At 37.9% G+C, this 23482-nt stretch carries 23 protein-coding genes; 9 read left to right on the forward strand and 14 right to left on the reverse strand.

Annotation, left to right across the window (positions count from 1 at the left end; genetic code table 11):
- Window positions 1–21 precede the first annotated feature (21 nt).
- Window positions 22–2940: a sensor histidine kinase gene (locus ACFOOI_RS16085; protein WP_379839048.1), complete on the reverse strand. Its 2919-nt coding sequence runs from the start codon at window positions 2938–2940 to the stop codon at window positions 22–24.
- A gap of 248 nt (window positions 2941–3188) precedes the next feature.
- On the opposite strand from ACFOOI_RS16085, the gene ACFOOI_RS16090 reads away from it, so the two are divergent.
- Window positions 3189–3317 (forward strand): hypothetical protein, encoded by a 129-nt coding sequence (locus ACFOOI_RS16090; protein WP_379839049.1) that lies wholly within the window; start codon window positions 3189–3191, stop codon window positions 3315–3317.
- Window positions 3318–3398: 81 nt separating this feature from the next.
- Here the strand turns inward: ACFOOI_RS16090 and ACFOOI_RS16095 are convergent, their stop codons facing one another.
- Complete coding sequence (locus ACFOOI_RS16095; RefSeq protein ID WP_379839050.1) at window positions 3399–5264, reverse strand: cytochrome c oxidase subunit I; 1866 nt, start codon at window positions 5262–5264, stop codon at window positions 3399–3401.
- 87 nt (window positions 5265–5351) lie between these two features.
- Window positions 5352–6215, reverse strand: a complete 864-nt coding sequence (locus tag ACFOOI_RS16100) for an AraC family transcriptional regulator (protein WP_379839051.1) — start codon at window positions 6213–6215, stop codon at window positions 5352–5354.
- 513 nt (window positions 6216–6728) lie between these two features.
- Between ACFOOI_RS16100 and ACFOOI_RS16105 the strand changes: the two genes are divergently transcribed.
- From ACFOOI_RS16105 to ACFOOI_RS16120, 4 genes are all read left to right on the forward strand, one after another.
- Window positions 6729–7610, forward strand: a complete 882-nt coding sequence (locus ACFOOI_RS16105; protein ID WP_379839052.1) for a hypothetical protein — start codon at window positions 6729–6731, stop codon at window positions 7608–7610.
- Window positions 7611–7631: 21 nt separating this feature from the next.
- Complete coding sequence (locus ACFOOI_RS16110) at window positions 7632–9170, forward strand: phosphatase PAP2 family protein (protein WP_379839053.1); 1539 nt, start codon at window positions 7632–7634, stop codon at window positions 9168–9170.
- Between the two features lie 133 nt (window positions 9171–9303).
- Complete coding sequence (locus tag ACFOOI_RS16115; protein WP_379839054.1) at window positions 9304–10047, forward strand: hypothetical protein; 744 nt, start codon at window positions 9304–9306, stop codon at window positions 10045–10047.
- 152 nt (window positions 10048–10199) lie between these two features.
- The gene (locus ACFOOI_RS16120) at window positions 10200–11099 is read left to right on the forward strand and encodes a helix-turn-helix domain-containing protein (protein WP_379839055.1); all 900 of its coding nucleotides are present in this window, start codon (window positions 10200–10202) and stop codon (window positions 11097–11099) included.
- Window positions 11100–11137: 38 nt separating this feature from the next.
- Here ACFOOI_RS16120 and cydB read toward each other — a convergent pair whose 3' ends face one another.
- The 10 genes from cydB to ACFOOI_RS16170 form a co-directional block, all read right to left on the reverse strand.
- Window positions 11138–12214: a cytochrome d ubiquinol oxidase subunit II gene (gene cydB / locus ACFOOI_RS16125; RefSeq protein WP_379839056.1), complete on the reverse strand. Its 1077-nt coding sequence runs from the start codon at window positions 12212–12214 to the stop codon at window positions 11138–11140.
- A 3-nt stretch (window positions 12215–12217) separates the two neighbouring features.
- Window positions 12218–13549, reverse strand: coding sequence for a cytochrome ubiquinol oxidase subunit I (locus ACFOOI_RS16130; RefSeq protein ID WP_379839057.1), 1332 nt, complete (start codon window positions 13547–13549; stop codon window positions 12218–12220).
- A gap of 64 nt (window positions 13550–13613) precedes the next feature.
- Window positions 13614–13745 carry a hypothetical protein gene (locus ACFOOI_RS16135; protein ID WP_379839058.1) on the reverse strand — a complete coding sequence of 44 codons (132 nt, stop codon included), beginning with the start codon at window positions 13743–13745 and terminating at the stop codon, window positions 13614–13616.
- 15 nt (window positions 13746–13760) lie between these two features.
- Window positions 13761–15221: an NAD(P)/FAD-dependent oxidoreductase gene (locus tag ACFOOI_RS16140; RefSeq protein ID WP_379839059.1), complete on the reverse strand. Its 1461-nt coding sequence runs from the start codon at window positions 15219–15221 to the stop codon at window positions 13761–13763.
- Window positions 15222–15226: 5 nt separating this feature from the next.
- Complete coding sequence (locus ACFOOI_RS16145) at window positions 15227–15679, reverse strand: hypothetical protein (protein ID WP_379839060.1); 453 nt, start codon at window positions 15677–15679, stop codon at window positions 15227–15229.
- 227 nt (window positions 15680–15906) lie between these two features.
- On the reverse strand, window positions 15907–16089 hold the full coding sequence (locus tag ACFOOI_RS16150) for a hypothetical protein (protein ID WP_379839061.1): 183 nt from the start codon (window positions 16087–16089) through the stop codon (window positions 15907–15909).
- Between the two features lie 315 nt (window positions 16090–16404).
- Window positions 16405–16692, reverse strand: coding sequence for a cupin domain-containing protein (locus ACFOOI_RS16155; protein ID WP_379839062.1), 288 nt, complete (start codon window positions 16690–16692; stop codon window positions 16405–16407).
- The gene (locus ACFOOI_RS16160; protein WP_379839063.1) at window positions 16692–17294 is read right to left on the reverse strand and encodes a Tll0287-like domain-containing protein; all 603 of its coding nucleotides are present in this window, start codon (window positions 17292–17294) and stop codon (window positions 16692–16694) included. Before ACFOOI_RS16160 ends, ACFOOI_RS16155 begins: the two co-directional genes overlap by 1 nt.
- Window positions 17295–17299: 5 nt before the next feature.
- Window positions 17300–17995, reverse strand: coding sequence for a peroxiredoxin (locus ACFOOI_RS16165; RefSeq protein WP_379839064.1), 696 nt, complete (start codon window positions 17993–17995; stop codon window positions 17300–17302).
- Between the two features lie 30 nt (window positions 17996–18025).
- The gene (locus ACFOOI_RS16170) at window positions 18026–18691 is read right to left on the reverse strand and encodes a DUF2202 domain-containing protein (protein WP_379839065.1); all 666 of its coding nucleotides are present in this window, start codon (window positions 18689–18691) and stop codon (window positions 18026–18028) included.
- 321 nt (window positions 18692–19012) lie between these two features.
- Between ACFOOI_RS16170 and ACFOOI_RS16175 the strand changes: the two genes are divergently transcribed.
- Together ACFOOI_RS16175 and ACFOOI_RS16180 are read left to right on the forward strand one after the other, a co-directional pair.
- Window positions 19013–20014, forward strand: coding sequence for an aldo/keto reductase (locus ACFOOI_RS16175; protein ID WP_379839066.1), 1002 nt, complete (start codon window positions 19013–19015; stop codon window positions 20012–20014).
- A gap of 70 nt (window positions 20015–20084) precedes the next feature.
- Window positions 20085–21281 carry a multidrug effflux MFS transporter gene (locus ACFOOI_RS16180; RefSeq protein WP_379839067.1) on the forward strand — a complete coding sequence of 399 codons (1197 nt, stop codon included), beginning with the start codon at window positions 20085–20087 and terminating at the stop codon, window positions 21279–21281.
- A gap of 61 nt (window positions 21282–21342) precedes the next feature.
- On the opposite strand, the gene ACFOOI_RS16185 is transcribed toward ACFOOI_RS16180, so the two are convergent.
- The gene (locus tag ACFOOI_RS16185; protein WP_379839068.1) at window positions 21343–22251 is read right to left on the reverse strand and encodes a helix-turn-helix domain-containing protein; all 909 of its coding nucleotides are present in this window, start codon (window positions 22249–22251) and stop codon (window positions 21343–21345) included.
- 300 nt (window positions 22252–22551) lie between these two features.
- Between ACFOOI_RS16185 and ACFOOI_RS16190 the strand changes: the two genes are divergently transcribed.
- The gene (locus tag ACFOOI_RS16190; RefSeq protein WP_379839069.1) at window positions 22552–23001 is read left to right on the forward strand and encodes a nuclear transport factor 2 family protein; all 450 of its coding nucleotides are present in this window, start codon (window positions 22552–22554) and stop codon (window positions 22999–23001) included.
- A gap of 28 nt (window positions 23002–23029) precedes the next feature.
- Window positions 23030–23470 carry a nuclear transport factor 2 family protein gene (locus tag ACFOOI_RS16195; protein ID WP_379839070.1) on the forward strand — a complete coding sequence of 147 codons (441 nt, stop codon included), beginning with the start codon at window positions 23030–23032 and terminating at the stop codon, window positions 23468–23470.
- Window positions 23471–23482 lie beyond the last annotated feature (12 nt).

Below are 23482 nucleotides of genomic sequence, written 5' to 3' on the forward strand. Positions count from 1 at the left end.
TTTGATTGATTAGAAATAACCTTATTTGAGGGGTATTTTTATTTGGTAGGTGGTGCCAATATCTTTTTTAGAAATTATTTTGCAGGTGCCTTTCATGGTTTTTATGCGAGAGTTAATATTTACTATTCCGTTTCGGCTAGTAGGTTGCTGTTTATCAAAACCGCAACCATTGTCTGCAAATATTACGTGAAGTTGTTGTGATTTTACGGTACAATGGAGGGAGATTTTATGGGCTTTACTGTGTTTTAGGGAGTTGTTTATGAGTTCTTTTAAAATGAGATATAGGTTTCGTTTATTTTCTAGCGAAAGGTTTTTGTTTTCTAAACTATTAGATTCAAACTCATATTGGATGTTTTGGGCCTCAATTAGTTCGGCGGCTTCTTTATTTATTTTGGCAAAAAGGCTCTCGAGTGAATCGAATTTTGGGTTGATGTTCCAGATAATATAATCGATGGCGTTTCCTGTTTTTTTTGCTTCTTCGGCTATCATTTCGGCAAAACCAATATTTTTTTTATCAGTAACAAGGTTTTGTTTTAACAGGCCGCTGATGATACCAATGCTACTTAGCGAAGCTCCAATCTCGTCGTGTAAGTCAGCCGATATACGGTTTCGGATATCGAAAACTTTCTTGAGCTGATTGAGCCTTAGCCTATAAAATAAAAATAGTAGACCCAAAACACACAGCGATAGTGCTATTCTAAACCAGGGAGTTTCGTACCAAGCAGGTAGTATTTCGAAATTTATGATGGTGTTTTCCGAATTTGAATTTGCGTTATGGTCTACAACAGCAAGCTCTAATTGGTATTTTCCTTTGTCTAAGTTTACCAAGTTAATTTCAGGGTTAGAGCCTATTTCTATCCAATTTGAATGAATGTTTTTCATTCTATATTGAAATTGGTGGGTGTTTTTTGGCTCAAAGGTTAGGGTAGTAAAAGCAATATTGATATTATTATTGGCTTTTTTTAGGATCAAATTTGAAGTTTCATATCGTTGGTTCGCTTCACCTAAGATTTTGAGGTGGCTAAGGTATAGTTTTGGTTTATTCGCAGAGGGTTGATCATTGGTTTTTACAATATTAAACCCATTTTTTGAGCCAAGGTATAAATAGTTAGAATCTAAATAAAAGCCATAAGTAACGACATTTGAATTTAACCCGTCGTATTGCGTATATCTTTTTATAGAGGCATCAGGCTTTATTTGGGCGAGGCCTTCGTGGGTGCCAACCCAAATATTTTGGAAAGGATCTTTGGCGATATTGAAGTATTGGTTGTCTGGGATTTGGTTTGTATGGTCGTCGGATTTATATACCGAAGTAATATTTCCTTTGGCATTTACTTGATTAAAACCGCCATATGCCGAAAAGTAAAGGTTTTGGTCATTTGTTTTAAACACATTTAGGTAATAATCGCTAACAAATAATTGATGGGGGTTTAAATCGCTCAATTGTACAAACTCTCCTTTTTTTAAATCAAAAAATAATATTCCGAAACCTTTAGGTAGCCATGCGGCGATCCACATTTTGTGATTACAATAAATGATTTTGTTAAGGAGGTTTTCCTCAAAAAAAGATGGGTAGGGGAGTTTTTTCCAAGGTGTTAAGGTTTTCTTGGAGAAAATATCAAAAACTAGTATGGGCCTATTGGAGCTAAGTAGCCAAATTCTATTTTGATTGTCAGTACTTAAACTTTTAAAATCGCCAGGTAACAAAAGTTGCAACTTACGGTGATTATTTAAACTGAAAAGACCTCTGTCTGTACAAATGTAAAAGGTGTTTTCATGGGTAATTATTTGGTTAATATGCCCAATGCTTTTACTCTGAATAAGCTTAAAACTGTTAAGGGTTTTGTTCCATAATATAAGATGGCCGCTATCTAAACCAAAAAGTAAAGAATTTTGGTTTAGCTTTGAGATGGCCATAACTTTTGATTTATTTTGGTTAAATTCTTTCGGAAATAAGTGCAAGCTAACGGTTTGGTTGTCTATAAGTTGTTGGTAAAGACCATCTTCTGTGGCTAAAAATAGTGTAGTACTATTAAGCACATACATTTGTCTGTACTCTAGGTTGGGCTCTAAGTTTTGTGTTATTACGGAGGTTGTATGATTAGGTTGCAGCGATATTTCATGCACCTCATACGGACTTAAGGCTAGTAATGAATTTTCTTTTTTTTCGATTTCTAGAATTTTACCTTGTAATTTGGCTATCGGTTCTAAAATTTTTGTGACAGGGTGATAAGTGAATATCCTTCCATTACTATCTCCTAGATACCAAAGGCTATTTTTTGTGTCGTAATAAATACTACTAAGATTTTTTTTCTTTAAGTACCAAACCCATTTATTGAGGTTATAGTTAAATCTACAAAGGCCCAAATGGTTAATAGCCCACAGCTGTTTATTATGACCAAATGCAAATTTGGCAATTTTTGGATTTTGGGTGTTGTTTTTTAAAATTTGGAATGCGGTAATTTTTTTTTCGTTTGGTTTGAATACCTTAATATGATGAAAGTCGGTAGACCAAATCCAGTTATTTTTATCGATAAAAAGAGATTCAAAGTGGTCGTTGTCCGCCAAGCTATCTGACAAGTTAGAATGGAGCTTTTGAATGGGTTTCGAAAGGTTTTCGTTGATATAAAAAAGTCCTTTGTTGGTACTAAACCATACATTTCCATGGGAACTAACGGCCATTGCGTCTATTTTTGAGTTTACACCAAAATTTTCGAACACATAGCCATCGTACCTTACCAGGCCAAGGTTGGTCGAAATCCACAAATATCCTTTGGAGTCTTTGAGGATTTGGTAGATGTTGTTTGAGGGTAATCCATTCTTTACATTTATTTGCTCAAATTCAAAGTTTTGAGCATAAACTCTGGTATGTACAAAGCAGAGGTTGACTATTAAAAAATAGCACACGATATACCCAAATTTGATGTTATGTATGGTCAAAAAAAAGTTTTTTAAAGAGTAATATTAATATTTTAAAATTGGAAAAAATATAAAAATACAATAGAAATTTTGTTTTGATATTCACTGATATTTTCGGTCTTAATTTTTATTTAACAGGCACAAAATTTCAGAAATGGCTTATTTATGAGGCGAACCTTTCTTTCAATCAGTTTTTTTTGAGTCGAAACTCTTGCCGAAACTTGGGTTTGCCCAAAAGTAGACTTCCTTTTTTTCCTTATATTTCAAAAATGATGGTTAAAATATTAGCTTTTAGATACAGAAATAACCGAGCAGAATGGGTAAAAAAGGCCAGAGAAATACAAATGGAGATCAAAGAAAAAGCCATGAAAGACTACGGGAGTCTTGGGAAAAGGTGATTTTTGAGCATCTAACTAATAACAAAGGACAAGCCTGTTAAAGACTTGTCCTTTGTAGTTTATAAAAATACCAATCAAGCATTAATCATTTAGTTTTTGGAGCCTTTCAAACTCTTTCCAAGGGTTGGTGAGTTCATCCGTTTCGTTTTCAAGGTTCGATGACTCCGTTTCGGAGAACGGTACGTTTTGCGGTATAAAGTCATCTTCTGCTCCGGGTTTTGAGTAGTCATACGGCCAGCGATACACCATCGGAAGTGGCCCATCCCAGTTGCCATGCCCAGGTGCTGCCGTAGGAGTTGTCCATTCCAAAGTATTTGATTTCCATGGGTTCAAAGGTGCTTTTTTGCCTCTAAATATACTGTAGACAAAATTAGCTACAAATATCAGTTGGGCAGAAAAAGTAATAAAGGCAGCCACACTGATAAACGAATTAAGGTTAACAAAACTTGAGGTAAAGTCAAATCCAGTAAAGCTGTAGTATCTACGAGGGAAACCCGCAATGCCTAAGTAGTGCATAGGAAAAAACACGAGATACGTGCCCGCAAAGCTCATCCAAAAGTGAATTTTTCCCAGGGTGTCATTCATCATGCGGCCATACATTTTTGGAAACCAATGGTAAACTCCCGCCATCATTCCGAAAAACGCGGCAGAACCCATCACCAAGTGAAAGTGAGCTACTACAAAATAGGTGTCGTGAAGCTGAATATCCAGAACGGCATTTCCCAAAATAATACCGGTCATTCCGCCTGAAAACAAAAACGACACTAAGCCAATAGAAAACAACATGGCCGGCCTAAAAATGATATTTCCTTGCCAAAGTGTAGTCAGGTAGTTGAAGCCTTTGATAGCCGAAGGAATGGCAATGATAAGGGTTAGCAGCATAAACACGGAGCCTAAAAATGGATTCATGCCGGTTACAAACATATGGTGAGCCCAAACCACAAATGAGAGTACAAAAATACCGAGCATAGACATAATCATGGCCTGATATCCAAAAATCGGTTTGCGAGAGTTGGTAGAAATAACCTCTGAGGTTATGCCCAAAGCCGGCAAAAATATGATGTAAACTTCTGGGTGACCTAAAAACCAAAACAAGTGTTGGTAAAGAATAGGTGCTCCACCCTGGTTAGCTAGTGCTTTGCCATTGACGTAGAGTTCTGACAAGAAAAAACTTGTACCAAACGAACGGTCGAAAAACAGTAAAAGTAATGCTGAAAAAAGTACTGGGAAAGACAAAACGCCAATGGCGGCAGTAATACCAAACGACCACACAGACAAAGGCATTCTGTTAAATGTCATGCCTTTGGTGCGGAGGTTTACTATGGTAGCTATATAGTTAATGCTTCCCAATGTGGTAGAAACTATAAAAAACAAAAAGCCCAAAATGTAGAGTGTCATACCTGTGCCTGAGCCAGAAACGGCGTCTTTAATAGCACTCAGGGGTGGGTAGGCCGTCCAGCCACCCATAGCTGGGCCCGACTCTACAAAAAACGAAGCCAACATAATTAAACTTGCCACAAAGAAAAACCAATATGAGAGCATATTCATGAAGCCCGAGGCCATGTCTCTCGCTCCGATTTGGAGCGGAATAAGTAGATTGCTGAAAGTACCACTTAGTCCTGCAGTTAATACAAAAAACATCATGATAGTGCCGTGCATGGTTACCATTCCCAAATACATTTCGGGGTCTAAAGTGCCACTTTCGGTTATCCATTTGCCCAAAATCGGCCTTAGTAATTCTAAACTTTGTTTTGGAAAGCCGAGCTGCATTCTTATAAACATAGACGCGAGACCACCTATAAAAGCCCAAATAAGCCCTGAGATAAGGAACTGCTTGGCGATCATTTTGTGATCCGTAGAAAAGATATATTTTGTAATAAAAGTTTCGTGATGTGCTTCGTGATTTTCTCCTTCAGAGAAATCCGTCGCTACTGATGCTGTTGCCATATTTGTATGATTAAAATCATTTTTTTACAAATGTATAAGCATTAGCAAATTCAAATATGATACAAATCAACCGGTACGTTTCACATATCAATTATTTGCTCTAAAGTCGGCTGGAGTTCGGTTGGTTTTCTTTTTAAAAAACCGATTAAAGTACGAATCGCTTTCAAAACCAATCTCAAAAGCTATTTCTTTTATAGATAAGGGCGAATTAACCAATAGTCGTTTAGACTCTATTATTAGTTTATTGGCTATCAATGAGCTGGCGTTTAAGCCAGTTTTTGTTTTTAAAACACTGTTTAAATAGTTTGGAGAAACTGAAAGCAAATCTGCGTAGTATTTTACTTCTTTATAATTTTTAAAATATTGTGAAAGTAGACTGTCAAACTTGGTGACAAAGTCAGAAGTTTTATTGGTGGTAATGTTATGGTTTTCATGATAAAATACGTTAGATTTTTCTAATAAAAGATGAATGATAGAAAGCATAACTTCCAAATTGGTAGAAGTTTTTTGGTATTCTTTACAGGCAAATTCGAACAGGTTTTTTATCAGGGTGGGTTCAGTGAGTTCTAAAAGTGGCGGGTTAATATTTGAAAACAAAAATGGATACTGATACAGTAAGTTTCCGAAACGAGAGCTAAAAAACTGACTTTCAAAAAACAAAACGGCACCTTCTGTCTCTTTAGAAAGTGACCAGCTGTGAATTTGCCCCGGCGATAAGAAAAACATTTGATTAGGCTTAACTTCGTATTCCTCAAAGTCTATTTTGTGTATTCCCGAGCCTTCAGAAACTAGCATGAGCATAACAAAAGAGTGCCCATGCGGATTTTTGATAGAGTCAAATTGGTCAATGAGAGCAGATAGTCTACTTACATATACCAAATTTTCTTTTTTTTCTTCTCTGGTATATTGTTCAATACATAAAATGGGAGGCTTCTCAGTAGTTTTAATCATTAAGCTTTAATTTTCTTTTTAATGGGTGAAAAAAAACGAAGTATAGGTTATGACAAATACAACTTTAGCGAGTTCAATAGTACGAGACCTGGTTTTGATAAAAGAATAAGAAATCGTTTGACCATTTTTTCTTTAAATGCAGCATTGATTTTTTAAAACTATTCCTAGTCACAGTATAGGTGTTATTTGTTGCACTCAAGTATCTATTTCACGACTTGTAGGTGTAATGTAAGTAAAGTCGAGCGGCAAGCAAGCCTATTTTTCAATGCTCATTTTTTTATCGAAAAAAAACAAAAAATATAGATTTGGATATATTCAATCATGATTGGTAACAAAGATAAATCTTAATTTGTTTGAACCCCGTAATATAAGTCACCTAACAGGATTTGCCTTTTATTCTGTTTCGAAAAATAGCCCCAATATTATATTTTTTCATTCCTAAAAAATCATTCATTTTTTCAGTTACTTTTGGAAGATTTTTTCTATCCAAAGTCACCTATTTTACTTTAACCTATGAATAAAAGCCTTTGCTTATTATTATTGATAAGCATCCGATTTGCATCTGCTCAAATGCCCCATGATGCCATATATATGCCAAAGAACACCACGTGTTTTGCTCTCATAGGCTCTAAAAGTACTTGGAAAAACTATTGGGAGGGCTCCTTAAAAAGAGACAATCCCAACTTAGGCACTTTTAACTCCAATGCGGTTATGGCAATGGCGGCCGTTGGTTTAAGCTCAAAGTTAAATGTGATGGTGTCAGTACCGTATATTTCGAACTACACCAGCGACGGCAACCTGAAGGGTCAAAAGGGAATTCAAGACTTGAGTCTATGGGCTAAATACAAGGTTTTTGAGCATAGTAACGGGCTTTCTGTTCATGGAGTTGTGGGAGCATCAACGCCACTAACCAACTATTTGCCAGATTTTTTGCCGCTTTCTATTGGTCTTAAGTCAAAAAGCCTTACTGGTAGAGTTATTTTGAACTATAAGACAAAAGCTGGCATTTATGTAAACCTACATGGTGGCTACATAGCCCGCGATAAAGTCAAACTAGATAGAGATTCGTATCAAGTAAATGGAACTGTCGTTTATTCTAATTTGATGGCGGTGCCAAATGCCACAGAAGCTGGTTTTAGGGTAGGGTACTTAAAAAGTCACCTCCAAGTAGAAAGTTTTGTGGAGCAGTTTTCGTGCCTTTCGGGCGATAACATTAGGAGAAATGATATGCCCGCGGTTTCAAATAAAATGGCGTTTAGAAATGTGGGGCTTTTCTTTAAATACCAACCCAAAAACTTAGGTTTTAACCTACGTGTTTCTCAAATCATTTCTGGACAAAATATAGGGCAGACCAAGTCGCTTTCAGCCGGTGTTTTGTATCAATTAAATTATTAATCATTAGCTGATTTTACAACGATGTATACGCATAAAAACCTTTTTTTAGCCACTTTGATTTTGCTTGCTTTTGTTAGTTGTGACAAATCTGTGGACGTAACGCAAGTAGAGCCATATGCTCCCATAAAACAAAATGAAAATGGTGGAACATGGAAAACCTTTTTGATAGCAGACCCAAGTCAAATATTTGTGGCACTGCCCAAGTTAGAAACCGATGCCAGTTACAAAGCAGAGTTAGACTCTTTAAAGAAAATTGTATTGCCGGCGGTAAATAGCTCACAAAAAGCAAGCATAAACTATTGGGGGGCGGGTTTTGTGTATAGATGGAATGAAATAGCTCGTGAGTTGGCGGCCAAATATAACCTTCCGCCAGTTGCCAAAGCAGACGGCACTTATCCAGTTCCAGACCCGAATAACCCACTGGCAGAGCCCAAGTTTCCATTCGCTAACCCTCCATATGCCTCGCGTGCTTTTGCTTATCTCAGCATAGCCCAATACGACGCCTTGGTGGCAGCTTGGTATTATAAATTTAAATACAATCGAAAACCAATACGTGTATCGGACCCAAGTGTAGTTCAGGGTTTGCCCCAAAATTCGCTTCCGTCTTATCCATCAGAAGGGGCAGTGGTTTCTTCTGCTTCTTATGTGGTGCTGTTGAGTATGTTTCCCGGTGAAACCGAATTTCTGAATACCAAACTTGCAGAGGCCCTAAATGTGCCGCTTTGGGCAGGGATAAATGTAAAAAGCGATATAGAAGCTGGAGCAAAACTAGGTAAAGCCGTGGCCGATGTAGCTTTGGCCAAGTCGAAAACAGACGGGATGGGCAATGCCAACAACCAAACTGTAACTGCTGGATTTATAGCAGCAGCAAAAGCAAGGGGAGTTACCAAACTGTGGGAAAGCTTAGAGGTTCCGGTGAGGCCGCCCTTGTTGCCAAATTATGGTGCCGTAAAAACGTGGACGTTTGACAAAGCTACTTTAGAAAAAATTAGACCAAAGACTCCTTTCTTAGTGGGAAGCCCTGAATGGGAAAAAGATTTAGCAGAGCTAAAAGCCATAGATAAATCGCAAACACGCGAGCAGTCTCGCATAGCGGCTTATTGGGCAGATGGCCCGGGTACCTATACCCCGCCTGGGCATTGGAACAGGTTGGCGACAGACTTATGTTTAAATGCTAAGTTGAGCGAAATATCAACGGCCCGTGTGCTTGCGTATCTCAACACAGGTGTAATGGATGCCGGCATCGCTTGCTGGGAAGCCAAGTATTATTATTATGCTCCTAGACCGCAGCAGTTTGGTTTAAAAACTTCTGTTGGCTTACCAAATTTCCCATCTTATACGTCTGGTCATTCTACATTTTCTTCTGCGGCGGCTACAATTTTGGGATACATGTTTCCAAGTGCTAGTTCTGAGTTAACCGCCAAAGCTTTGGAGGCATCTAACTCTAGGATTTATGGGCTTATTCACTTCAGAGTAGATGCTGAAATGGGCTTAGACCATGGCAAGAAAATAGGAGAATTGGTGATTCAAAGGGCAAAAAGTGATGGTTTTGAATTGTGATTTTTAAGGAGCAAGTGATTGTAGTTACGTTAAAAAATATTTGATTTTCGTAAGTTATTTGGTGTTTTTCGTAAGATTACATGCTTTGTGTGGCGTAATTTTGTAATGAAATTTAACAACCCCTATATACTAAATGAAAATCAAACTTACTTTGTGCTTAATCTTGTTTTTGCATTCACTTGCTTTTTCTCAAAAGCAAGATTCTATTAAAGTCTCTCAGCCGCTGAGTGCCACTGCCAATGTGCAATTTACCAATAATGGAGTTTCGCTTTTTCCTAACTTATCACTTGGTAGGCCTGCGGTTATTGCCACACTTTCGGTAGGGAAAAAAGGCGTATATTTTGAACCTGAATTACGTTGGGGTTTAAATGGCAAGCCGTGGTCTTATATTTATTGGCTTAGGTATAAATACAGAAAATCTGAAAAATTTGGAATAACGGTAGGTGCCCATCCATCGTATATTGTGAAAGAAACCGATGTGCAAATAAATGGTGTAAATGATAAAAGATACGTGGCTCAGCGGTATGCGGCAGTGGAACTCGCCCCAACTTATTATTTTTCAAAGAAATTTTCTTTGGGTGTATATGCCCTTCAAGCGACTAGATTAGACAATAATGGCATTAAAAAAAGCCAGTTTTATTCATTAATGCCAAGGTTTCCTTTTATTGGTTTAAGCAAAAGTTATTATTTGAGTTTTTACCCACAGATTTTTTATCTAAGTTTAGATACAGACAGCGGCACTTATTTTAATGAAACATTGATTCTTTCAAAAAAGAACTTTCCAATTAGTCTTTCTTCTGTATTTACAACAAAAATTAAATCAGAAATATCGGGTGATAAAATTGTTTGGAATGTTGGTTTGAATATTAAACTTTAAAAGAAAGCATAAGTATAAGACACGAATGTTTTTGAGTGGGATAAGGTTTAGGTTTAGTGGGATTTATGTATTCGTGGCAAATAAAAGGTAATCAGTAAGTATTTATTCGTGCATTTGTAGCAAAAAGAAGCATGAAGAAATTTTAAAATGATATGAACAAGTCAGAATCTTTGGAGGATTTTTATAAACGAAAATTTGATTGGCTGCCCGATAGCTTCAAAGAAGATATTGGCCATTTCAATGTTTTTAATCACGAACCAATAGAACCAGGAAAATCCAAGCCATTGCCTTATAAAAGACGTGATTTTTTCAAAGTCATGTTTGTGGTAGGCGATATAGATATGTTATATGCCGACAGTGAAGTGAAAGTTCAAAAGCAAGCCTTGTTCTTTTCTAACCCACATATTCCCTATAAATGTACCAATCTTGAGCGGATTGAAGAAGGGGCATATTGTATTTTTAATCAACGGTTCTTCCAAAGATTTGGAGATCTAAATCAATATTCAGTTTTTCAGCCAAACGGAAACCATGTTTTTGAGTTAAGCAATGAGCAGGCCGAGTTTGTTAGGCCGATTTTCAAAAGAATGTTTGAGGAGATAAACTCAGATTATGTGCATAAATACGACGTGCTGCGAAACCTAGTTTTTGAGTTGTTGCATTTTGCTATGAAAATGGAGCCCGCCACGCTGCTTGAAAAGCAACAATTAAATGCTTCACAGCGTATTGCCTCCCTGTTTTTGGAGTTATTAGAAAGGCAGTTTCCTATCGATGAAAATCATCCGAGCATACAATTGCGTTCAGCATCTGATTTCGCTAGTCAGTTAAATGTACACGTAAATCACCTAAATAGAGCGGTGAAAGAAATCACGCAAAAAACAACTTCGAAACTGATTGCCGAAAGGTTTTTGCAAGAATCTAAAATCATGCTAAAACAAAGTAATTGGAATATTTCAGAAGTAGCCTATGCTTTGGGATTCAATGAAGTGACGCACTTTAATAATTTCTTCAAAAAACACATGGAATTGAGCCCAAGTAAGTTTAGAGCTTCTTAAAAATTTTGATTTTGAAAAAATAAACCTTCAAATCTATCTCAATGCTCGCCATAATCGCCATCGTCCATTTTGCCTTTAAAAATTCTATATTGTAAGATAAAGTAAAGTGCAATAAATACCACTCCAATAGGAAACCATATCAAACCTACAGATAGCCCATAGTGAGCTGCAGCGGCATTATAAATGCTTAGTGAAGGGTTTATAGTATTAGTTGATGGTAAAAAATTGGGAAATATTGAAAGTGCCGTTGAAGCCAATCCTCCGGCTAAAAACAGACTAGAAAACACAAAGCCAGTACCGTCTTTTTTGAAGGTTTTAATTCGGAAAAGTCCAATTAAGCCTGTCAATGATATGAGAGGGAAAATCCAGAATATAGGATGAGCGAAGTAGTTTTCAAAAAGATGAGGAATGACTAAAAACCAGCTAGAAAGCGAAACCAAAGCCAAAACGGTCAAAACAATAGTAAGCCTAAAAACGATTCTTTTCAGTTGCTCATTTATCGTGCTGTTGGTTTTATATATGATCCAGTTGGCACCATGAATGGTTAAGGCCACCACACCTATCAAGCCTATCAAAAGGGTGAACCAATCTATTACGCCCAAGCTCTCTGCCAATGGGTTTAGGGTGGGGTTCCATAAGGGCAAAACAAAATAATGCGGCTCATAAGTAGACACTCCATTGACTACGTGCCCCATGTTTACGCCTCGCACGATATTGCCTACTGCAATGCCGAAAAACAATGCTAGCAAAAGGCTGGCTATGCCAAAGGCTTTGTCCCAGATAGCGTACCACATAGAATGCTTAATTAGGCCCCTTAACTCTAGGCCAATGCCTCGGAACATTAATAACCATAAGATCATAATCAAAGGCAAATAAAACCCACTAAAAGAGGAGGCGTAAAGCACCGGAAAAGCAAAAAACAAAACGCCACCACCTGCTATGAGCCAGACTTCATTGGCATCCCAAAATGGCCCAATGGCTTTGGTTATGGCTTTTTTGTCTTCCTCTTTTTTGGCAAAAAACAAATGAACTATTCCTGCTCCAAAATCATACCCATCGAGGAGCATATATATGGTGAGCATACTTATGACTACGACATACCAAAATAATTCCATAACTTATTTTTTTGTGGTTTCAGGTCCTTTGTAAACTATTCTACCTAAGAGCAGCAGAAATAACAATCCTAATAAAACATACATGCCTACAAAACCCAGAAGGGTAAACAGGGTATTGCCAGCAGATACATTAGGAGATGCTCCATGGTCTGTGGCTAATAGATTATAAACCAACCAAGGTTGACGTCCCATTTCGGCAGTATACCAGCCTGCCAAATTAGCAATATACGGGAAAGGTGATGCAAACATTATAGCCCAAAGGATCCATTTTGATTTTTCAAGATAATTTCGCCAAAGAAAAAAGGCAGCTAAAGCCATTAGTCCAATTAAAATGGTACCTAAGCCCACCATTATGTGGTAAGAATAATACAAGCCGGGGATGTTCTTCGGCCATTTGGACACATCAAATTCCTTCAAGCCTTTAATTTCGGTCGTGAAATTTTGATAAGTCAAAAAACTCAAGACATTTGGAACAGCTATTTTGTTGTCTAATTTCAATAGTTCCATATCTGGCTGACCTACTAATATAATCTCAGAGCCGCCTTTTTCGGTATCAAAAATGCCTTCCATCGCCGCAAAAGTGATAGGCTGAAATTTTACTACATTTTTAGCACTCCAGTCACCTGTTGGAAATGCCACCAATAGGCTAGATACCAATCCAAAAGCAATGCCTGTTTTTATAAAAATACGACCTTGCTCTAAGTGGTTTTTGTTTAATAAATAAAATGCTCCGATAGCCGCTACTACAAAAGATGCTGTTACCAAAGAGGCACTTTGGTTATGCAAATAAGCTGGAACAAGCCAAGGGTTAGAAAATAACGCTCCAAAATTAGTGAGCACAAATTTCCCGTTTTCTAAAATTTCATAGCCAACGGGGTGCTGCATCCAAGCATTGGTGGCTATTATAAACCATCCGCTGGCCCATGAACCAATAAAGACCAAAAGTCCTGTAAGGAAATGTAGCTTCTGGCCAATTAGTTTTTCGCCAAAAAGAAAAAGACCTAGAAAGGAAGACTCCAGAAAAAACGAGAATGTGCCTTCCATGGCCAGTGTTTGACCAATTATTCCACCTGTTAGCTCAGAAAACTTGGCCCAGTTGGTGCCAAACTGAAATTCCATCGGTATGCCAGTTACCACACCCATCATAAAGTTAAGGGCGAAAATTTTCATCCAAAACTTGGCCGCGTCATTGTATTTCTGATCGTGTTTTAAAAGGTATTTTCCTTTAAAGTATACGATGATCAAAGACAGGCCCATGGTGAGCTGCGGAAACAAATAGTGAAATGTGATAGTGAATGCAAACTGCATCCTATCATAGAAAATCATGTCTTCCATTTTGTGTTTTTTATATTTGCAGCCTAGGTTCGCTGCAGAAAAATCTAATTCTTAAATTCCAATCTTACTCCCGGGTGCCACCATGACCTGCGGCTACTACAAACATAATCTTGATGCTCAAGTAAATGTACTTAAAAAACTGTAAAAATGGATTTTGCATTTTTGAATGCTCCGATTTTGAAATTTTATGTGCCATGATATTAATAAATTTTTATTCAGGAATTAACCACCAAAATGGTTTCATTTTAGCTTTATAAATAAATGCATAATGCAGCGTTAACTTAAGCCAATGCCCTGCCAAACCCATGTCTCCAAAGGTTTTTTTGATGTCTCGGCCCTGTGTATCGGTGTATTTTTTATAATCTGGCACTATTGGATAGGTGGTGATCGATATTCCGCTGCCTTGGGTCATGCCAAAGCCCGCCGAGGCTATACATGCCGCTCCCATGTTTCCCATAGAACCTTTGTGGTGTAAACTCATTTTGCCGGTTTTTATGGTGTCAATTATATTGTCAGCCACCAGTTTCGCTGTTATACCCGAAGGCATTCCCGTGCGTGGAGGTGATGGAAATATATCAGTTCCATTGGGGCTTTTTCTTGGTTTTGAGATAGAATGAGGCGGAGCAAAAGCTATGCCTGGAGCAAAAATATTGGCATAACTAGGGTTCTGATAAGTCTCTGGCCAATCTTTCACACTCCATTCTTCATAAGGTTTAGGTGTGTAATCGGCATCTACTACCATAAATCCTTTGAAAAGTTTCGGTGTTATGTCTTGGCCTGCTTTGTCATACGCTTTAAATCCATGACCCGAAAACGCAGGAATCAACATGGCAAAGTCGTAGGTTTCGGTTTTATATTCACCCTGAAGATTCTCGTAATGCACCAGCCCATCTTCAATTTTTGACACTCCTGCACCTAATATCCATTTGATACCTCGGTCCGCAAAAACCATTTCTACCATTTCGCTTGACTTCATCATTTGACCGCCGTAGTCAAGCAACATGCCATCCATACCGAAGTCTCCAAGTTCGTTTTCGTTGGATATCCAAGTTACTTCTACTTTATCTCTTACGCCGTGATTGACTAATTCTTTTTCTACATTCAAAATATACTCAAACGCCGCACCTTGGCAGGTAGCTTTAGGGTGACCCGTACCAATCAGTACTTTCACTTTCTCCCCAGTAGCTTTCACTTTATCTATCAGCTGTTTTAAGCCTGCCCATGCGTGTTCGGCGTGGTCATACGTACAAACTGAAAACGCTTTGTTTGTACCAGGCAACATGCCTTCTGTCATATCAAAAGCCAGTTTTGGTCCTGTAGCGTTAATTAGAAAGTCGTAATTTACTTTTTCCTGAACACCCAATTTTTCACCAAAAACATACTCCACATTTACGAAACCTTTATCCTCAGTTTCGTCACCTTCTGGGTGAAAAGACACCACTTTGGCTTGTTTGAATCCAATGCCTTTCTTTTTGTATAAGGGCTCTAACGGAAAAATCACCGATTTTGACTTCATTCGGCCTATTCCTACCCAAATATTAGAGGGCACCCACTGGTAATTGCGATTAGGTGAAACCACAAGTACTTCATGTTCTTTCGAGAGTTTTCTTCGCAAATGAGCTGCGGCCACATGACCTGCAATACCCGCTCCAAGAATTACTATTTTTGCCATGATTTTTACATTTTATGGTCGCCATGATTCATCTTTCCTTCGCCTTTCATTTCGCCTTTTTTATGGCCTTTTCCCATACCTGCTTTTTTGTGATGTGCTATAGCAGCAAATGCTCCATGGAAACTAACTAAGCTGTTTTTGATGTCTTCGTCAGATGCTTTGGAGGCAACTAAGTCTTTCATTTCTTTTGCATTGGCTGTAATTGCGGAAAACTTTTCGGCCATTGCCGCTTTTCTAAACGCCCTTGGTTTTTTGCCATTTTGTAAGGCTACCGCTTTTTCGTAAAGCTCGGCTGCATTCTTTTTAGCTGCAGTAAGGTCGTTGTCTTTCATCATTGGCGGAAAGGTTTGCTTCATCACTGTTTTCATGTTTTCCAAATCTGTCCAACTTTTGCTTTTTTGACCAAAAGAAGCCAAAGCTATCAAGGCGAATACGATTGTTAAAATGCTGTTTTTCATATTATTATTTGTTTTGAAATAGAATTTTTTTCTGTAATACCAAAATGTCGCTCCTCTGGAGCTGATGTTTTTACGTGGTTTTGTTTTTTTTACCAAAATGACGCCCTTACAGGGCTTTGTTTTTTTGCTACTTGTTTCTGTTTTATTAATGTACTGCTCCTCTGGAGCTTAGCTGTTTGCTATTTCTGTTTTTTTACCAAAATATCGCTCCTCTGGAGCTGATGTTTTTACGTGGTTTTGTTTTTTTTTCCAAATGACGCCCTTACAGTGTTTTGTTTTTTTTTGCTACTTGTATCTGTTTTATTAATGAGCTGCTCCTCTAGAGCTAATCTGTTTACTATTTCTGTTTTTTTACCAAAATATCGCTCCTCTGGAGCTGATGTTTTTACGTGGTTTTGTTTTTTTATCAAAATGTCGCACTTACAGGGCTTTGGTTTTTTGCTGTTTGTATCTGTTTTTTTAATGTGCAGCTCTTTTGGAGCTTAGCTGTTTGCTATTTCTGTTTTTTTTACCAAAATGTCGCATTTACAAGGCTTTAGCTTTTCGCTGCTTTTTGCTGTTATGCCCTAATTGCCGATCTACTTAAGCATATCTTAACAAATTCAATTTTTTGAAGCCCATTGGGCTGGCATTTTGGTAAAAAACTAAAATTACTAGTCCACAAAAAGCCCTGTAAGGGCGGCATTTCTATGCACTATTTTACATTTCTAAACGCAAAGGAAACCTTATTTAAAAAGCACCAGTTGGCATGTTTCTTTTGCTATTAGCCAGTGCTTTACATTGGGTTCTATATGTACGTAGTCTCCTTTTTTTAGGGTATGTTTTTCTAATTTTTCGTTTTCAAAAACCACTTCACCATCTACGCAAAGTAGCAATGCTGGTATTTTAGTAATATGCTCTTTGAGCGTTTCATTTTTTTGGATTTGAATGGCATTCGCCATGTTGTTTTCGCCTTTAAAAAGTGATACCGCCGAAACGGCTTTCTGATCTGTGTGCAATTCTTTGATATTCATTATTTTGTTTTTTGCATTTCTACCACCCAAAGACCCCGAAGTTGGTTTACGGTATAGCCCGTCGCCTTATCGTTTGGATAGAAGTCATTGATTTTTTCGAACGTTTTTTGCTGTACTGTTTCGTTTACTTTGCCATGGCACTGCAAACACATGGCATTGGTTACTATAGGATAATACGCCACCATTTTTCCTTTTACTTCCCGTATTTCAGGTTTTGGCGTATCTCCTTTATTTAATTGCTCTTTTATTGACACAATTATTGATTTCTCAAGCTTATTGGCCTCATTAAGAGGATTTCTGGCTTTGTCACTTACTCTTTTTATAGCTGTTTTGTGTTCGATTGCCATGCTATCGGTTAGCGGAATGGCCTTGGAGTTACAAAACTCCAAAGCGTATTCCGGCCCACCTTTTGCCATTGCAATCATTAAGTTTTTACCCAAAACTGCTTGTGTGCTGGCAGCGATATTTTTACCTAAGTCCAAATAAAGTTTCTCTTCAGAATTGTCACGCATGGTTGTGTTTTTCCCTTTGGTATTTACACAATTGAGGTTTACGAATACCAACAGAGCGATTCCCCAGAGGTTTACATTTATTTTTCTCATGGCTCTTATATTTTGTCTAATGGCAATTCTTTGGTGCAGAAGAACCAATCATAACATTTTATACCCTCTTCTTCTGACTCCATGCGGTCTTTGGCTACTCCACACGAACCTGCCGGTGGCACTATTACAGCATCGCCCGGTCTCCAGTCTGCTGGTGTAGCTATTTCATGTTTGTCGGCAGTTTGCATAGCTATCAAGGCTCTTTTTAACTCATCGAAGTTTCTTCCCAACGAAAGCGGATAGTAAATAATCGCCCTGATAATACCTTTTGGGTCGATGAAAAACACAGCTCTAACGGCTTTGGTAGAACTTTCACCCGGCTGAATCATCCCGTATTTTTTTGCCACTTCCATCGTGATGTCTTCTATTAGTGGAAACTTCACCTCTATATTTTTCATGTCTTTGTATTCTATCTTTTCTTTGATGGTTCTCAGCCAAGCAATGTGGCTATAGAGACCGTCGATAGAAAGCCCTACTAAGTCGCAGTTGAGTGCGTTAAACTCAGGTTCCATTTTAGCAAAAGTCATAAACTCCGAGGTACACACAGGCGTAAAATCTGCCGGGTGGCTGAACAATATCACCCATTTGCCCTCGTAGGCTTTCGGGAAATCTAAGTTTCCTTGTGTGGTGATTGCTTTAAATGCTGGAGCTTTGTCTCCAATACGTGGCATGGCCACAACTTCTTCTATTACGTTTTCCATTTTTGTTATTATGTTTAAATTTTGTTTTAATTACCAGCTACCTGTTTCTCTGGCACTGTTTACTATTGCGTCAAAGTCAGTTTGGGTGATATACTGAGCCTTGTAAGTTCCGTTTTGACTTAATATTTGGCTATAAAAAGAGCGTAAGTGGTTTCTACTCCCTTTCGTAAGGTTTTGATATACATAGGTGATGTCTTGGTTATCAACATTTTTCATATATTCATTTAAATCGTAGATGTCAAGGTCTTCCACAGTTGCCCCTACTTTAACTCCTTCTAATAGACTAACCGAGCCTTGAGCCACGAGGTCGTTGTATAGCTTTTGTAAAGTGGTGTTTTCAAAAACACCTACAGCATTATTGCCTACAGGATCAGGAATATCGTATTTTTGAAGCAATGATAAGACAGCCGAGGTATGCGTTTCTTCACTACTCGATATGTTGTTAAAAACATTCAAGTTCCATTTTTTATATAAGGTCACATATACGTCTTTAGCTAGTTTTTCTTCTTCACGCATTACTAATAAACTGGTTTTTTCGGCCGCAGATAAAGTTTCTTTCGGAAGGTTGTTTATCTGTTGTGTAACCTGACCTTGGTTGTAGCTACTTTGAGGGTCTACTGCTTTATCTTTGGCACAACTAGCTGCCACTAATAGGGTAGTTGACAAAAGAGTAATTTTTATGATTGATTTTTTCATGATAATAGTGTTTAAATTTTAGTGTGATTTTCGTAATTGAATGATTTTTAATTCATTTAAATAATTTACTTCTCACTGTTATATTTAGCTAATTACTAATCAAATTTATAGATTATAAAAGCCAATGTAAATGACATAAGTCACACAATGCGAGGGTAGAATTCATGAAAAAAATTTTAGTATTTGAAAAAAAATGAGTTGAGTACCCATTTGTTGAGATAAGACTTTTAAATTATTTGAAAATTGTAAGTATCTGTTTGGATTGCGTACTTCAGACTAGTAGTACTTCTTTATCTTTGCAATGTAAATCATCCAAAAGATTTGAAAACAAGAAAACTAGGAAGTCAAGGATTGGAAGTTGCCGAAATAGGCTTGGGCTGTATGGGCATGAGCTTTTCCTATGCTCCATTTCCAACTGAGGCGGAGTCGATAGCTTTAATTCACCAAGCAATAGAGGAAGGATACACGTTTTTTGATACGGCGGAAGTGTATGGCCCTTTTACAAATGAAGAGCTTGTAGGTAAAGCCTTGAGGCCTTTCAGAAACCAAACAGGGGCCGCTCAGATTCAAATTGCCACTAAGTTTGGTTTTGATATTCAAGATGGCAAAATGATGGGAGTAAACAGTCGTCCTGAGCATATCCGTAAGGTGGTGGAAGCATCACTTAAAAGGTTAAATGTAGAATGTATTGATTTGCTTTATCAGCACCGCGTAGACCCAAATGTACCCATAGAAGATGTGGCGGGAACGGTAAAAGACCTTATAAAAGAAGGTAAAGCCAAGTATTTCGGACTTTCGGAAGCAGGTGCAAATACCATAAGAAAAGCCCATGTCGAAATGCCTGTTTCTGCCCTTCAGAGTGAGTATTCGCTTTGGACGCGTCAGCACGAAACTGAGATAATGCCAACCATAGAAGAACTTGGAATTGGATTTGTGCCTTTTAGTCCTTTAGGGAAAGGTTTTTTAACCGGAAAAATTGGAAGTGACCGCAAGTTTGAAGCAGGAGATATCCGAGGTGTAATACCGAGGTTTACAGAAGATGCCCGAAAGGCAAATCAAGCTATGGTTAATGTAATTACATATTTTGCAGAAATGAAAATGGCCACTAATGCTCAAATAGCCTTGGCGTGGGTGTTGGCCCAAAAACCATGGATTGTGCCAATTCCAGGTACTACAAAAATCAATCGTTTAATAGAAAACAAAGGAGCGGCAAACATCCGTTTTACGCCAAATGAACTTGAGGAACTAACAGCAGCATCTGAAGAGATTAAAATAGTAGGGACAAGGTACACCGACGCCCAAGAGGCAGCCACTGGATTGTGAGCAAATGACATGTTTTTGCTTATGACCAAATTAAATGGCATACCTTTGTTTATACACTTTTACAACCTACATGATACATAATCGTAAGCTTCTCATTTTTATACTCGGCATGCTATCTGCACTTGGGCCATTTTCGATAGATACCTATCTGTCTGGATTTCCTGTTATGGCGAAAGACCTTGGAGTTTCTATAGATTATGTGTCATATACTTTGTCTAGTTTTTTTATTGGAATATCCTTGGGGCAAATGATTTACGGGCCCTTGCTTGATAGGTTTGGGCGTAAAACGCCTTTATTAATTGGCCTATTAATTTATACAGGTGCTTCGGCTGCTTGTGCAATATCAAATAGTATAGAGATGCTTATCGGCTTTCGTCTTTTGCAAGCCTTGGGTGGCTGTGTGGGCATGGTTTCTTCGCGGGCTATTGTGCGTGATGTATTTGAGGTACACGAAAGTGCCAAAATATTTTCTATTCTAATACTCATTTTAGGGGTCTCACCCATGTTAGCTCCAACTATGGGTAGCTACATGATTGTGCACTTAGGATGGCATTCGGTTTTTTGGTTTCAAGTAGGTTTGGGTTTATTTTTGGTAGGTATGGTATTTTTCTTTTTGGGTGAAACCAAAGGTGCCGATTCTTCGCTTTCTCTTAAACCTTCGGTTATTACCAAAACCTTCTGGGGAATTTTCACAAACCCACAATTCTTCACCTATGCGTTGGCGGGTTCGTTGGTTTCGGGTGGTGTATATGCGTATATATCGGGCTCACCATTTGTATTTATGGAGCTTTTCGGTGCTTCAGAGCAGCAGTACGGATGGATATTTAGTTTGTTAGCTGGCGGACTTATTCTCAGTAGCCAACTTAATAATATTGTTTTAAGAAGATATTTTTCAGAAAAAATCATGACCTATACCCTCAGCATTCAGACAGTTTTAGGGCTCTTGTTGTTGGCTTTTACGGTGTTTGGATGGTTAAATTTCTACAGTGCGGTGGTCTTGATTTTCTTATTTTTAAGCTGCCAAGGCTTCAGTTTTCCAAATGCCTCGGCACTCTCTTTGGCACCTTTCTCAAAAGAAGCGGGCAGTGCCTCTGCCCTTATGGGTGCTTTACAAATGGGTATCGGTTCCTTAGGTGCAGCTTTGGTAGGTATTTTAAGCAATGGCACCGCTTTGCCCATGACGGGCGTAATGGCCGGTTTGGCTTCACTCGGTTTACTTATATTTGTATTAGGCAGGTATTTTATCAAAAAGAGCAAAGTGGGGTAAAAGTTTTTAAAAGGGGTTGTTTACTAAAGAAAAATATCAAAGAGTTATTTCTATTAAATTCTCAATTCAAACCTCTATATTCCAGTGGACTTACTCCAACTTTCTGCTTAAATAAACGTGTAAAATGCTGCGGGTATTTAAAGCCCATTTCGTAGGCGATTTCGTTTACGGTTTTGTCCTTATAAATCTTTTCTTTGGAGATATCTATCGTTTTGATTTGAATGTATTCTTTGGCAGATTTACCCGTTTCTTTTTTGATCAAATCCCCAAAGTAATTAGGCGAAAGGTGTAATTGCTCTGCGAAATAGGCGACTGACGGCAAACCCAAAAGCTGTGGTTTATCCGACTGGAAATAATCGTTAAGCATTTCCTCAAAATTGGCCAAAATACCATGATTGACCTTCTCTCGGGTGATAAATTGCCGGTCGTAGTACCGTTCACAATAGTTCAAAAAGAGCTCAATGTTAGACACAATCAGCTTTTTGCTGTGTTTATCCGCCCCTTGTTTTAATTCCCGATAGATTTTGGCAAAACAGTCGAGCACTACTTGACGCTCATCATCTGAAATATGTAAGGCTTCGTTTGATTTGTACGAGAAAAAACCATAATCCAGTATCATTTTACCCAAAGTAGTGCCATGAATCAAGTCGGGATGAAAAACCAAACCGTGACCAATAGGCTGATACGGCTCAGCAGGCATATCATAATCTGCTATTTGACCAGGAGCAAAAAAGACCAAAGTACCAGCCTGATAATCATAATATTCCCGTCCATAGCGTATATCACCGCATTTCACATCTTTTAGGTATATGCAATACATTTCATATTCAAACCGAACTTTACACGCCTCCCCCCAGTTTCTTTCTGCCGCTTTCGAAAAATCAACTACGCTTACCAAGGGGTGCAAAGTCATCTGATTATTGTCTGCATTATACTGGCTTATGCTCGAAATCCTATATTTTTTATCCATTTTAGTTCTTGTTTCTTCCAAAAATAATCAAATTAAGTATCTTACTATAAGGGTAGTCATTTAATAAGTAAAAATGGTAGCAAAAGCAGTAATTCATATACCCTAACCTAATGTTTTTATGCCCACCTTTGTAAATATTCATTCTAATTTTGGGCAGCCGGGCGGGCTTTCGTCACTCGCTTTTTGGGTGAACCCAAAAGAGCTCAAACAATGACTCTATCCCTGCTGCGAAATAACAATCTTAGTATGTGAATTCACGTATATATGACATTTCTAAATTTAATAAATAAATCAATTATCATGAGAACCTTCCTTTTAAGCATTGCCATTATATTTTCAGTATTTCAGGTCTCCATGGCCCAGTCTAAAACAGAGTCAGAAGTACTCCAACTATCCAAAGACAAATGGCAATGGATGGCCGACAAAAATGTGGATAAACTTGCAGATCTATTTGATGCCAAAGCCAAGTTTGTACACATGAGCGGGACCTGGAAATCCCCAGAGGAACTGGAGATTATTAAGTCAGGGAGTATCTGGTACAAAGAAGCCAAAGTGCATGATACAGCCATTGAAATATCAGGTAAAACAGCCATCGTGTGGAACCGAATAACTTTGGTAGCACACGTAAGGGGTAATGACGTATCCACGGAGTTTACGGTAACGGAAGTTTATCAAAAACAGAAAAAAAACTGGAAAATGTTAGCTCTAACCTTTAGTAGCGTAAGAGATACGCATCAAATCAAAAAGTAATTAAAACCTTCAAAAAAACACTTTCAATATGAAAAAAACATTTTTCAGTTTCCTGACATTTTTTATTTTTTCCTTTTCAGCATTTGCCCAAAATTCTGTAGCGGATGAAATAAAAACTCTCTCCAAAAATAAATGGCAATGGATGGCCGACAAAGACGTAGATAAACTTGATAAATTATTTGATGAACAAGCCATGTTTGTGCACATGGGTGGTTCTTGGGGCAAAACTCGTGAGATAGAGATCATCAAATCTGGTTTTATTCATTACAAAAAAGCGGATATTCATGAGGTTTTCTCTCCAATTATTATTGATAATACTGTAATATTATTAAACAGGATCACACTTTTGGCCGTAGTGGGTACCAACGAAGTTAGTAATCCGTTTATGGTAACAGAAGTTTATGTTAAAGTCAATAACGAATGGAAAATGGGGTCACTTTCCTTTTCAAAACTGATGGGGCTAAACTAAAAGCTTTGTCAT

The sequence above is a fragment of the Lacihabitans lacunae genome, from assembly GCF_042649125.1.
Lineage (GTDB): Bacteria > Bacteroidota > Bacteroidia > Cytophagales > Spirosomataceae > Leadbetterella > Leadbetterella lacunae.